Annotated in this window: 11 protein-coding genes; 9 read left to right on the top strand and 2 right to left on the bottom strand. The window is 41.7% G+C overall.

What is annotated here, in order from left to right; genetic code table 11:
• The first annotated feature begins 137 nt into the window (after positions 1 to 137).
• The 7 genes from AK823_RS09510 to AK823_RS09480 all read left to right on the top strand — a co-directional run bounded on the left by AK823_RS09510 (position 138) and on the right by AK823_RS09480 (position 7,587).
• Positions 138 to 875 (top strand): SDR family NAD(P)-dependent oxidoreductase, encoded by a 738-nt coding sequence (locus tag AK823_RS09510; protein WP_068328584.1) that lies wholly within the window; start codon positions 138 to 140, stop codon positions 873 to 875.
• Between the two features lie 65 nt (positions 876 to 940).
• Positions 941 to 2,668, top strand: coding sequence for an FAD-dependent oxidoreductase (locus AK823_RS09505; RefSeq protein ID WP_068328581.1), 1,728 nt, complete (start codon positions 941 to 943; stop codon positions 2,666 to 2,668).
• Between the two features lie 33 nt (positions 2,669 to 2,701).
• Entirely contained in the window at positions 2,702 to 3,673 is a 972-nt protein-coding gene (locus AK823_RS09500) for a DUF1365 domain-containing protein (RefSeq protein ID WP_068328578.1), read from the top strand.
• A gap of 63 nt (positions 3,674 to 3,736) precedes the next feature.
• The gene (locus tag AK823_RS09495; RefSeq protein WP_068328576.1) at positions 3,737 to 5,128 is read left to right on the top strand and encodes a cyclopropane-fatty-acyl-phospholipid synthase family protein; all 1,392 of its coding nucleotides are present in this window, start codon (positions 3,737 to 3,739) and stop codon (positions 5,126 to 5,128) included.
• A 74-nt stretch (positions 5,129 to 5,202) separates the two neighbouring features.
• On the top strand, positions 5,203 to 5,613 hold the full coding sequence (locus AK823_RS09490; protein WP_068036731.1) for a DUF2177 family protein: 411 nt from the start codon (positions 5,203 to 5,205) through the stop codon (positions 5,611 to 5,613).
• A gap of 157 nt (positions 5,614 to 5,770) precedes the next feature.
• Complete coding sequence (locus AK823_RS09485; protein WP_068328573.1) at positions 5,771 to 6,334, top strand: acyl-CoA thioesterase; 564 nt, start codon at positions 5,771 to 5,773, stop codon at positions 6,332 to 6,334.
• A 149-nt stretch (positions 6,335 to 6,483) separates the two neighbouring features.
• On the top strand, positions 6,484 to 7,587 hold the full coding sequence (locus AK823_RS09480) for a cation diffusion facilitator family transporter (protein WP_068328571.1): 1,104 nt from the start codon (positions 6,484 to 6,486) through the stop codon (positions 7,585 to 7,587).
• 224 nt (positions 7,588 to 7,811) lie between these two features.
• On the opposite strand, the gene dps is transcribed toward AK823_RS09480, so the two are convergent.
• A complete protein-coding gene (dps, locus tag AK823_RS09475) occupies positions 7,812 to 8,294 on the bottom strand; it encodes a DNA starvation/stationary phase protection protein Dps (protein ID WP_068036726.1) in 483 nt (160 codons plus the stop codon).
• A gap of 309 nt (positions 8,295 to 8,603) precedes the next feature.
• The gene (locus AK823_RS09470; protein WP_068328568.1) at positions 8,604 to 9,026 is read right to left on the bottom strand and encodes a GFA family protein; all 423 of its coding nucleotides are present in this window, start codon (positions 9,024 to 9,026) and stop codon (positions 8,604 to 8,606) included.
• Between the two features lie 231 nt (positions 9,027 to 9,257).
• On the opposite strand from AK823_RS09470, the gene uvrB reads away from it, so the two are divergent.
• Together uvrB and AK823_RS09460 are read left to right on the top strand one after the other, a co-directional pair.
• On the top strand, positions 9,258 to 11,369 hold the full coding sequence (gene uvrB, locus AK823_RS09465) for an excinuclease ABC subunit UvrB (protein WP_068328566.1): 2,112 nt from the start codon (positions 9,258 to 9,260) through the stop codon (positions 11,367 to 11,369).
• 241 nt (positions 11,370 to 11,610) lie between these two features.
• Positions 11,611 to 12,663: a histidinol-phosphate transaminase gene (locus AK823_RS09460; RefSeq protein WP_068328562.1), complete on the top strand. Its 1,053-nt coding sequence runs from the start codon at positions 11,611 to 11,613 to the stop codon at positions 12,661 to 12,663.
• Positions 12,664 to 12,669 lie beyond the last annotated feature (6 nt).

Raw genomic sequence — 12,669 nt, 5'->3', positions numbered from 1 at the left:
GATAAGATTATTGCTAACAGAGATACCTAGTATTATCTCTTAACATATTCATATTTTTGAATTTATAAAAATTTCGGTATTTAACAAGCTACTTCAAAGAACTACTGAAAAAAGACCACTCAAAAAAGGATCTTACGATGACGGACTCTCCTAGAAAACTACATATTTTAATCACTGGTGCAACCTCTGGTATTGGCTATCAATTGGCAAAGGACTACTTACAAGATGGTCATGAAGTGTACGCGGTTGGGCGTGATGACAAGGCATTAGCAGAGCTAAAAGACCTAGGCGCAACACCGATTGATTTAGATCTGATGGATCGCGACAAGGTCATCGAGGCCTTTGACAAAGTAAATCAAATTGATTTAGCGATTTGTGGCGCAGGCATGTGTGAGTATTTAGATATGCCCAATTTTGATAGTAGCGTCTTTATGAAAGTCATGTCGGTCAATATGGGTACGCTATCACATGCTATCGAAGGCGTGTTGCCCAAACTCATTGCCTCAAAAGGACGTTTAGTCGGCCTTGGTTCTGCTTCGGCTTATGTGCCATTTGCCCGTGCGGAAGCTTACGGTAGCTCGAAAGCTGCGATTCATTACTTAATGAAAACCTTGCAAATTAGCCTAGCACCGCACCATGTCGATGTTAGTTTAGTGGTACCAGGTTTTGTAAAAACGCCAATGACGCAGCAAAATGACTTTCCAATGCCGTTTATACAGACGCCTGAGCAAGCAAGTTTTGCTATTCGTCAAGGTATCAAAGATGGCGATGAGGTCATTGAATTTCCCAGAAGACTAACGCTATCATTAAAGACGTTAGGCGCATTGCCGGATACGGTCTGGCAACAAGTCAGTGAAAAAATGAATAAAAAATAGTTAGCTAAACGACCCATTATCAAGCTAAGTAATGTCTTATTAAATAGAACACCAAGGAAAGTTTTATGCCATTTTTTCGCCGTCAGCATGTATCTGATCAACCAAAAACTGTAAAGCAACAACCAGTACAAGCTAACCAGACAGTCAATGATCAAGCAGTCAATGATCAAGCAACAAAAAGTGTCGCTATTATCGGTTCTGGGGTAGCAGGGTTAACTTGTGCCCATTATTTGGCAAAGCTCCATGAAGTAACAGTGTTTGAGGCCAGCGATTATATTGGCGGGCATGTAAATACGATTGATGTGACATTGCAATATGGCAAAAAGTCAAAAGAAAATAAAGTGGAGAATAGTGCAATAGATACGGGTTTTATTGTCTTTAACGAGCGTACTTACCCTAATTTTTTTCGTTTATTGCATGACTTGCAAGTACCGTTTCAAGCAACGGATATGAGCTTTTCAGTGAAGAATACCGCTCGCAACTTTGAATATAACGGTCATACGCTTAACACCTTATTATCGCAGCGCAAAAATGTCCTTAATCCTAAGTTTTGGGCGTTTATGACTGATATTTTGCAGTTCAATAAACATATCCGTCAATTGCGTCAAGACTATGAGACAGCGCGCGCACAAGGGCAGGATGTTAGGGGTTTTACTGAGCAAACCCTAGGTAGCTATCTGACGAGTAAGCGTTATGGCGCTTTGTTTACCGATAACTATCTATTGCCGATGGTCTCAGCAATCTGGTCAACCAGTCTAGAAAAAGTACAAGATACGCCATTGGTATTCTTTGCCCAGTTTTTTGATAACCATGGCTTGCTCGATGTGGTTAATCGTCCGCAATGGTTCACTATCAAAGGTGGCTCTAAGCAGTATGTTAATAAGTTAGTGACGCGTTTCGTTAAAACCGGCGGTACTGTGCGAGTCAATAGTCCGGTGCAATCGGTCACTCGGCATGACAATAAAGTGACGTTAAACGTCATTGATAAAGATGCCAATAACAATGCGCAACAGCTAACCTTTGATGACGTTATCTTTGCTTGTCATGCAGATACGGCGCTAAAATTACTGAAAGATGCCAGTCCTGATGAGAGTGAAGTACTGGGACAATTTCAGTTTACTAATAATACGGCGGTGCTGCATACCGATACCGAAGTATTGCCAAAGAAATCACTAGCATGGGCCAGTTGGAATTACTTGATTGACAGTAAAGATAAAGCTCAGGATAAGACTGGTGAACGCGAACAACAAGCATCTGCGAAGCCAGTATTGACTTATCATATGAATATCTTGCAGCGTTTGACCAAGCAGCATAATTATCTAGTCACGCTAAATAAAGATATTGATCCAGCGCAGGTCATTAAAAGTATTGACTATAACCATCCCGTATTCGACAACGAGATGATTGCTGCACAAGCTCAGTGGTCGCGCATATCGGGTAGTGGTCTACATACGCATTTTTGCGGAGCATATTGGTTCAATGGCTTTCATGAAGATGGCGTACGTAGTGGCCTGCGTGTCTGTCAGGCATTGGGTAGTACGATTGATATTAAAGATGAAGTCGATCCAAATCACCTACCCCATAGTGATAGCACACACACGCCATTTCGTTATAGAGACTTGCCAGTAAAGGCAGATAAGAAAGCACGCAAACTCAAAAAACGTCACGTAATGACGGCTACTACCAATCAAGAGCTGGTGGACTATATCGCAACTTTACAACCAGCTGTAAAAGCATTTAATAATAAGAAAAAACGAGGCTTATTCGGCCGTCGCAAAGCTAAAAATGCATAGCAGTGCAATAATATCATTATATAAGAGCACATTATGACTACTTCAGCCCATCCGTCTGACACCATGCCAATTCATGAGTTACCACAAGTCTCTAATATGTTGCCGCATCAATTGTTTCATGGGACAACGTGGCATAGTCGGTTGCTACCAAGCGTGCACAAATTTGCTTATCCGTATCGTTATTGGGGTGTCAATATCAGTGCGCTAGCAGCGGGAGAGTTATTACCGGAAGTGAGCACATTAGCCTTAGCCAAATCAATGTTAAATAAGCGTATCGGTATAAAAGGCTTACTGCTATTTTCAGCGAAAAAAAAAGCATTGCAGCAGTTCTGTGCAGATGATTATTTACATCCAAGTGTAGATGACGATGATGCTGATAACGACAAGAAGAATGGTTTAAATAGTGCTGAAACTCTCGAACAGCGCTTAAAAAAAGCGTTCATTGAGCATGCAGGTAGTGCTCCGGCAGGTGAAATGATGGGCATGGTAGTCTGCCGCAATGTTGGACTATATTTTAGCCCAGTCAATTTTTACTTGGGTTTTGATAAGGAGCAAATACCTACGCATCTGCTCGCAGAGGTTTCCAACACACCATGGGACAAACGTCACTATTATGGGTTTTTATTAGACGGTACTGACACCAAGTTTTGCCACGATAAAGACTTTCATGTTTCACCATTTAACCCGATAGATCAGCTGTATCGCTGGCAGGTAAAGGTAAAAAAACAGTCAGATAATTGCTTGCAAGTTCGCATCGCTATCAACATAAGTGACGCGCGTGGTGAAGTATTAAAAACAGGGGTCAAGATGTCCGGTATACCGATGACACAGACGACAATTCGTGACAGTCTGCGGAAAAATCCGTTAATGAATTTTACGTCGCTGACACGTATTTATTGGCATGCTTTCAAGCTCTATGCTATCAAAAAAGTTCCTTATATCAATTATGATGAAAAGCTGGCTGATAGTCAGCAGGACGTCAAAGATTCTAAAGATATCTCTTAGTAAGAGTGACCGTCAATCCTAATAGAAAATTTCCGCTTTAAAATATAAAAGGATAATAGCACGATGCCAGCAAGCCCAACCGACCGTACACCTACATCAAAACTAGATAAAATTACTGCGCGTTTAAGCAAAACGGTCAGTAACAACGCTATCTTAAAGCCAGTTAATAAGAGTGTAAATTACTTGGCTAGAAAGGCAATATGCCGTGCGCTTAGCTATCTTCAATTCGGTAGCATCACTTTGATTGAAGATTTTGACGAGCGAGCACCGAAGACAAACAGCTTCGGTAGCAAGCAATCAAGCGTAATAAGCAGCTCAGCAGTGGGTCGGCACTCGTTAGACGTTACTCTGACAATTCATGACAGTAATGTCTATCGTCGATTATTATTTGGCGGCTCTATTGCACTTGCCGATAGCTATATTGAGGGTGAGTGGGATACTGATGATTTGACTGGTTTAATACGGCTGGCTGCACGCAATTTAGCAGTGCTGAACAGTTTGGAAAATCGCTTTGCAGGTCTAAGTAAAACCTTAGAGAAAGCCAAGCATCAACTGCGCGGTAACGATCAGGCTGGCTCCAAATCTAATATTCTAGCGCATTATGATTTGGGTAATGCCATGTACGAGCGCTTTTTAGACCCGACTATGATGTACTCATCAGCGGTATACATGACACCTGATACAACGCTTGCAGAGGCACAGCAGCATAAGCTGGCACTGATTTGTCAGCGCTTACAATTGACGGCTGATGATCATGTCATTGAAATCGGCACAGGCTGGGGCGGTTTTGCGATTTACGCGGCCAAGCATTATGGCTGTCAGGTAACGACGACGACCATCTCTGACGCTCAGTATCAGGAGGCGCATCGCCGAGTCGAGGCGGCAGGACTGTCTGATAAGATTACTCTGCTTAAACAAGATTATCGTGAGCTGACAGGGAATTACGACAAGCTAGTAAGTATTGAGATGATAGAGGCAGTTGGTCATGAATATCTGCCAACGTTCTTTGCTAAATGTAATAGCTTACTCAAGCCTACAGGACTGATGGTGCTACAAGCCATCACCTTTAATGATCAAGATTATGAAGATTATCTAGAATCGGTCGACTTTATCCAGACACATATTTTCCCTGGTGGTTGTTTGCTATCCAACCAAGAGCTAAATACTCAATTTACCGAACAGACAGACATGGTCATTAAGCAATTGCATGATTACGGCTTTGATTATGCTTATACATTGCGCGATTGGCGTACTGCTTTTATGGCGCAACGTGAAGAGATTAAAGCGCTCGGTTACGACGAGGCATTTATTCGTTTGTGGGAATTTTATTTCTGCTACTGTGAAGGCGGCTTTTTGGAGCGTACGATTGGAGTAGTACAGGTAACAGCAGTTAAGAAGGACAATATCGATTCGCTGCATTTTTCTGATTCGCCAGCAGCCCTGGTGTCAGCTTAGGTATAATTAGCGTAATAATAAGCAATGCTGCAAGCGTGTCTCATGCTTAGTTACCATCATAAAAGGATATTATCATGGGTTATGTATTTATCTACCTTGCTGCGGTTGTTATATTTTTAGGTATCGACGCGGTCTGGCTTAAGACTATGACAGGCTTATTCTATGAAAAGCGTATCGGACACTTACTCGCTGATGAGCCAAATATGGTCGCGGCTGGCGTGTTTTACATGTTTTATCTATTAGCTCTCTGCATATTGATTCTTTACCCGCAAATTAAAGCAGGTGCTTCGATCGGTCATATTTTTTTACTGGGCGGGTTAATAGGACTAATGGCTTACGGTACTTATGACTTTACCAATCTTGCGTTATATAAAGGCTTTACGTTAGATACTGCCTTAGTGGATTTCGTATGGGGCGGGTTATTAACAGGTTCTGTCAGTGCTATTGTGGCATGGCTGGCTTATCGTTTTCACTGGCTGAGCTAGTTAAATTGACAGTGATGAGTAGCTCGAAATATTGATTAACCGCTGATGCTGACCGACCGGACACTATCATAAAGCTGTCATAAAACAGCTGGTTTGCGTTACACTATTGCCAATTATGCACGCCACCTTTAACTGATAATAGCGAACTGGGAAAACTATGCCACAATTAAACACCACTTCAACGGCCAAAAAAGCCCCATTAAACCATGAGCTCTATATGTCGGTGCTAATGACGCCTGATATGGCAAACTTCATTGGTAATGTACATGGTGGTGATTTGCTTAAAATGCTTGATCAGGTCGCTTATGCTTGTGCCAGTCGTTATAGCGGTAGTTATGTGGTGACGCTGTCCGTCGATCAAGTGATGTTCCGTGAGCCCATTTATGTTGGTGAGCTGGTCACCTTTGCCGCGAGTGTCAATTACGTGGGCACAACTTCTATGGAAATTGGTATTCGCGTTGAAGCAGAAGATGTGCGCGCGCGTACCATTCGCCATACCAATAGCTGCTATTTCACCATGGTAGCTATCGATGATAATGGTAAGCCGACACCTATTCCGCCGCTTGATATTAAAAATGCCATGCAGCAATGTCGCTTTGATGCAGGTTTGGAGCGTAAAAATCTGCGCATGAATAGCTCACAACGTCCTAGCTGTGATATCGATGAAATGATTGGAAATTCAGCTAGTGCCACTAATGATAATGCTAAAAAAAGCGACTGATTACTTTATCTTAGACTAGGCCATATCTCAGACTGGGCTGGCTTTTATTTTAAATAGCAAAGTATCTGTTGTTCTAAACAGCAAGGTAACTGCCGTAAACCATATAGTAAATATAGTGATTAAACATTCATTATTTTATTGAGACTATTATGAGTTTGAAGCCCTCGAAAACCAATCTACATGGCCATATTAATAGCCAGTCAGCGCCGCGCAGTCATCGTGCTCGCGGTGCTGGTAATCCCACTGAAGAGTCCAATTCTAGTTCTGCTCCTGATAAGGCCTCTAACTTTGCATCTAATAACGACGATCAACATTCTGGGTCATTAGTTACGGTACTTATTGCAGTCGGGGCAAACCTTATCATTGCTATTGCAAAAACAGTGGCTGCATTTATGACTGGCTCTGCCTCTATGATAGCGGAGTCAGCGCACTCTTGGGCAGATGCGGGTAACGGCACCTTATTAATTGTCGCAGAAAAAAAGGCTATTAAACCTGCTGATGAAAGCCATCCGCTAGGCTACGGTAAAGAGTCCTATGTGTGGTCAATGATTGCGGCTTTTGGCGTCTTTATGGCAGGTTCCATCGTTTCTATTTATACAGGCATCACCGAATGGAATGCTGCTGAGAGTGAAACTAACTACACTATCGGCTTTATCGTATTAGCGGTAGCTTTTGTACTTGAAGGTTTTTCGTTAATACAAGCTTACTTACAAAGCAAAAAACATGGCAAAGCGATTAATGTTAGCGCCATTGGTTATGTTGTTAATACTTCAAACCCAACTTTACGTGGTGTATTCTTTGAAGATTTGGCAGCTGTTATTGGCTTGGTTATCGCTGCTGCGGCAATGGGTATGCATGCTTATACTGGGCAGCCGTTTTGGGATGCACTTGGCTCCATCATTGTTGGCCTACTATTAGGAGTAGTAGCCATCTTTCTAATCAGCCGTAATCGTGATTTTTTAGTCGGATATAAAGTAACAGATAGCATACACAATTATGCGTTAGTCGAGCTGCTCAATCATCCTGATATCGATAGTGTCTCGTATCTGCATTTAGAGTGGGTCGGACCCAAAAAGATATTTATGGTAGCGGCAGTAGATATTGCTGGCAATCAAAAAGAAGAAAAAATCGCACAAAAATTCGAAGATATTGAAAACCAATTCCGTGCAGATCCGTTATTTCAAGAGGCTATTCTGACACTCTCCGTGCCCAATGCCGAAATTTTGAGTCTAGAAAGTAGTGAGGCTGTCTGATATTTCTGTCAAACTGGTAGATAGCAATTATCAAAGCTGACATTCTAGTAACTTTTATAACGCTGAATAAGTATTACTGAGTGAGTATTTAAGTTTTAAACGACAGGCAAAAAAAGGTCACCAATTACGGTGACCTTTTTGCATTCATATTCAGTTTTATACTAGCTTTTATGTATCAAATTTTTATATATCAAAGCTATTAGTTAGCTAAGTTTATAAAAAATTTATGATTTTGGCGCGTTTGCACCGATGAACCAAGCATCTTTGTCAACGATACGGCTAATTTCAGTTAATAGATCAGCGGTATCTTCATCACCAGCATCTCCAGCGGTATCGATCGCTTCACGCAATGATGCTGCAATTGTCTTATAGCGATTGGTCAGCTCACGAACATGTTGATCAACTTCAGTAATGTCAGTTGGATAAGTTTCTAAGATAGAGTCCTCAACCACACGCTTAGAGATACCATTGGCTTTGCCGCCAAGGATAACAATACGTTCAGCGACAGTGTCAAAAGCCTCAGTCAAACGACCATAAGTGTCATCTAATAACTGATGTACACCGATAAAGCCAGTACCTTGTAGATTCCAATGACACTGTTTACTGTCCATACTTAAATCGATTAAGTTGGCTAGATTAGCGTTTAGTAGATCGACCATTTTTTTAGCAGTGTCGTCGTTTATACCACTTGCGTAACGTTCTCTCATATCTTGCTCCATTAGTTAGATTTATTTTATTGAGTCTAGAAATTCTATGATTAATAGTTCTTTATTAATATATTTCTTAAGCAGAAATGATGCATTAGCTTTTACAATCAGTATGAAATCCTGACTAACATTCTGCTTGGGTGTTGCTCGTTAATTCATTAATGATAATAACAGCTTAAATCGATGATTGAACCCTTAAGCGTTAGGCTTTATTAAGTGGTCGTGTAATGACTTTGTTAATCGTGAAAAGCTTTGTAACGCTAGAAGAAAATATAAGGCTATTCAACATGGATTTAATGCGTATGATGATTACTTTTTGGCCGTGGTGATGCCTTTCTCAGCAAATTTATCGAACAGTTGTTGCTGAGTAAGATTTTCAGTATCGTTAGCAAATTCGTAATAGTCAGGTTTTTTATCAATAAATATTTGGCTAGCAAAGTTAAGGTTGGCATGCTCTTGGAATAGTCCTAGTGACAATACATAAACCTCAGAACCAAGTTGATGGTAATACAGATTAGTGCCACATTTATTACAAAATGCACGCTCAGCCCACTCAGATGATTGATATACAGTTATCGATTCCTGACCTTTAATATTAGGTTTTGATTGACTATGTACCGCCATCAAAGGTCCACTGCCCCAGCGCCGACACATTCCGCAATGGCATGCCTCAAAAGTATTGATGTCTTCTACTTCAATCGTTACGTTGCCGCACAAACAGTTGCCTTTCATAGTATATTCCTTGGTTCGTTATGTTTGATAATTAAGATGCTCTATCGATAAAATATACCTGAGTTTCTAACCTCTTTATTGTATATTTTTGCGTCTTAATCACTAGATTAGCCGTCAGTCAATCCTAGCGATAAAACCTGCAATTATCCTTTAAAAAGAGTAGTTTGACCCCCATATTGTTTTAAACCTTACCTCTTATAACCTTTTATAAATACCAGGAAGAAAGCCATTATGCGAATGCCTGAACCGCGCTCGTCGCGTCAGTTAAACCAATTGGCCACTCAGCTGCAAGGCGAAGCTGAAATTAGTGGTGTCAATGCGTCAGGGACGCAAATATCGAGTCGTGCTTTTGAGATGGTCACGGACTTTGAGCCAGCAGGGGATCAGCCGCAGGCGATTGAAAAGTTAGTCAAAGGTATTAATTCTGGCATGGATGAGCAGTTGTTGCTTGGGGTCACTGGTTCTGGTAAGACTTATACCATGGCCAAGGTAATCTCTGAAACTCAGCGTCCAACCATTATCATGGCGCATAACAAGACCCTAGCTGCACAGCTATATGGTGAGTTTAAAGCGTTCTTTCCGAATAATGCGGTTGAGTACTTTGTCAGCTATTATGACTATTATCAGCCCGAAGCTTATGTCGCCGCCAGTGATACCTTTATCGAAAAAGACAGTGCTATTAACGATCATATTGACCAAATGCGCTTGTCAGCAACGCGGGCATTATTAGAGCGCCGTGATGCGATTATTGTCGCCTCGGTATCGTGTATCTATGGTTTAGGTGATCCAGAAAGTTACTTGAAAATGCTACTGCATATCGTCGTCGGCGACAAAATAGATCGTACTGCGACCATTAAGCGTTTGGTTGAGATGCAATATACCCGTAACGAGCTGGACTTCGGGCGTGGTACTTATCGATTGCGCGGGGAGTTATTAGACATCTATCCAGCTGAATCTGAGCAGCTGGCTGTGCGTGTGCATCTATTTGATAATGAAGTCGAGAAAATTACATGGTTTGATCCACTGACTGGTAAGACGGTACGCAAGGTTCCACGTATTACTATTTATCCAAAATCGCATTATGTGACCCCGCGTAATAAACTAGAAGCGGCCAGTCATACTATTCGCGCGGAGCTTGAGCCACGTTTAGAGTATTTCCGCGATAATAATAAGCTGATTGAAGCGCAGCGTCTTAAAGAGCGCACACAGTATGACCTTGAGATGATTCAACAGCTTGGCTACTGTAACGGCATCGAAAACTACTCACAGCATCTCTCTGGTCGTCCATCAGGGGAGGCGCCGCCGACCCTGTTTGATTATATTCCAGAGGATGCGTTATTGTTCCTCGATGAGTCGCACGTGACCGTTTCGCAAATTGGCGCGATGTATAAAGGCGATAGATCGCGCAAAGAAAACTTGGTCAATTACGGTTTCCGTCTACCAAGTGCGATGAATAACCGCCCGATGAAGTTTGAAGAGTGGGAACGCATCAAGCCCAAAACTATTTATGTGAGCGCCACGCCCGCCTTATATGAGTTAGAACACAGTGAGCAAGTGGTTGAGCAAGTGGTGCGTCCAACGGGTCTGATTGATCCAGAGATTGAAATTCGTCCCGTGCTCACACAGGTCGATGATGTGCTATCGGAGATTACCAAACGCCGTGAAAAAGACGAGCGTGTGCTAATCACCACGTTGACCAAGCGCATGTCAGAGGATTTGACCAGCTATCTCAAAGAATACGATGTCAAAGTCGCGTATTTGCATTCGGATATCGATACCGTTGAACGTATGCAGATTATTCATGAACTACGTACTGGCGTGCATGATGTGCTGGTCGGCATCAACTTGCTACGTGAGGGTTTGGATATGCCCGAGGTATCATTGGTGGCGATATTTGATGCGGATAAAGAGGGCTTCTTGCGTTCTGAGCGTGCTTTGATTCAGACTATTGGTCGTGCCGCGCGTCATATCAATGGTAAGGCTATTCTCTATGCTGACCGTGTCACCAACAGTATGCAAAAAGCGATTGAAGAAACGGATCGTCGCCGCGAAAAACAAGTGGCCTTTAACCTTGAACATAACATCACGCCAAAAGGCGCGCGACGGAACATCACCGATAAAATTGATACTGGTGATGATCTCAATGCCAATGATAATGAGGTGATTCCAATTAAGAGTCATCTGCCTGATGTCGATATCAGTATCTTGCGCAGTCCTGATTTGCTTGCCAAAGAAATCAATCGTCTTGAGAAGCTTATGAAACAGTTCTCGCGTGATTTGAAGTTTGAGGATGCAGCGAAGACAAGAGATAAAGTGCTTGAGCTAAAAGCACACTTAATTTAACAAATTACTTGGATAATAGTTAATATCAATTTGTATTTAACAAAAAGGTGAGTTGCATATTTGTAGCTCACCTTTTTATGGTCTGCTAAATGCTTGAAATAAGATAGCTTTTTGTTGGATAGGATTAATAACTAATGTTTGGGGTTTAGAAAACTTGTAATCATACCAAATGCCACTTAATATGATATCAATGATTAAATTTGATCTTATTATCCACTGACATTTAGGCGTATCGTCCATCATGCAAAATAATAAAATGATAGAGTTAAATGCAAACGAAAACTCGCTAGGCATGTCAGATTCTGCCAAAAAAGCCGTTACAGAATCTTTAAGTGAAGGTTTTCGTTATCCAGATAATCCACGCGCTGCACTCATTAGCAAAATTGCCACCATTCATGGCGTGGCAGAAGACCAAATCTCATTAGGTAATGGCTCGACTGAAAATATGCGAGCTACCATTCAAATGCTGCAACATAAAGCATTCAAAGAGGGCAGAGAGTTTCAGATGGTAATCCCTGTGCCAACGTTTGATTGTGCAGAAATGTATGCAAACTCAATTGGGGCGTCCGTAGTCAAGATACCATTAACTGCCCAAAACTATGATTTAGATCTTCAAAGTCTGCAAAAAGCTGCCGACGAGTTTGACGGGATTAGTTTGCTTTATCTTTGCAATCCTAATAATCCAACCGGAACCATTACATCAACGAAACAGCTTAAAAAATGGATAGGTGACGCACCAGACAACCACTACTTTTTATTAGATCAAGCTTACTTAGAATACGTGAATGACCCAAGCTTTGAGAGTGGGGTTGAGTGGGTAAAACAAGAATTATCAGACAATCTTATTGTGATTCATACTTTCTCAAAGTTATGTGCCTTGGCTGGTATGCGAGTGGGCTATGCGATTTCTAACCCGCAAGCTATTGAAGCTGTCGAAGCGTTTATGTCTATGGATAACACCAACTTATCAGGTGCGGTCGCCGCCATTGCGACGTTAAATGATGCAGAATTTTTAGAGTTAAGTTTGCGCACGACCAATCAGTCGCGCCAGATGATTGAAACCGTATTAGACGAGCTTGGACTTCGTTACTTACCATCCCAGACCAATTTTATTTTTCATGAAATCAAAGGCGATTTAAAAACCTACATCGCTAGAATGCGAGACAGTGGTATTAAGGTTGGGCGAGAGTTTCCTCCTGTTATAGGGTTCAACCGCCTAACGCTTGGCACGCCTGATGAAATGGAAATATTTATCAAAGTACTAAAGTCATTTCGTGAAAAAGGTTGGGTATGATTGGTA

The sequence above is a fragment of the Psychrobacter sp. P2G3 genome (genome assembly GCF_001593285.1).
Classification (GTDB): Bacteria; Pseudomonadota; Gammaproteobacteria; order Pseudomonadales; family Moraxellaceae; genus Psychrobacter.
The sequence above is the reverse complement of the archived record's forward strand: the minus strand, read 5'-3'. Positions and strand labels throughout refer to the sequence as shown.

What these genes read in the sequence shown, in the direction of transcription:
- AK823_RS09485 (WP_068328573.1), top strand. Translation starts at nt 5,771, where the DNA reads ATGCCACAATTAAACACCACTTCAACGGCCAAAAAAGCCCCATTAAAC.
- AK823_RS09480 (WP_068328571.1), top strand. Translation starts at nt 6,484, where the DNA reads ATGAGTTTGAAGCCCTCGAAAACCAATCTACATGGCCATATTAATAGC.
- AK823_RS09500 (WP_068328578.1), top strand. Translation starts at nt 2,702, where the DNA reads ATGACTACTTCAGCCCATCCGTCTGACACCATGCCAATTCATGAGTTA.
- AK823_RS09505 (WP_068328581.1), top strand. Translation starts at nt 941, where the DNA reads ATGCCATTTTTTCGCCGTCAGCATGTATCTGATCAACCAAAAACTGTA.
- AK823_RS09490 (WP_068036731.1), top strand. Translation starts at nt 5,203, where the DNA reads ATGGGTTATGTATTTATCTACCTTGCTGCGGTTGTTATATTTTTAGGT.
- AK823_RS09510 (WP_068328584.1), top strand. Translation starts at nt 138, where the DNA reads ATGACGGACTCTCCTAGAAAACTACATATTTTAATCACTGGTGCAACC.
- uvrB (WP_068328566.1), top strand. Translation starts at nt 9,258, where the DNA reads ATGCGAATGCCTGAACCGCGCTCGTCGCGTCAGTTAAACCAATTGGCC.
- AK823_RS09460 (WP_068328562.1), top strand. Translation starts at nt 11,611, where the DNA reads ATGCAAAATAATAAAATGATAGAGTTAAATGCAAACGAAAACTCGCTA.
- dps (WP_068036726.1), bottom strand. Translation starts at nt 8,294, where the DNA reads ATGAGAGAACGTTACGCAAGTGGTATAAACGACGACACTGCTAAAAAA.
- AK823_RS09495 (WP_068328576.1), top strand. Translation starts at nt 3,737, where the DNA reads ATGCCAGCAAGCCCAACCGACCGTACACCTACATCAAAACTAGATAAA.
- AK823_RS09470 (WP_068328568.1), bottom strand. Translation starts at nt 9,026, where the DNA reads ATGAAAGGCAACTGTTTGTGCGGCAACGTAACGATTGAAGTAGAAGAC.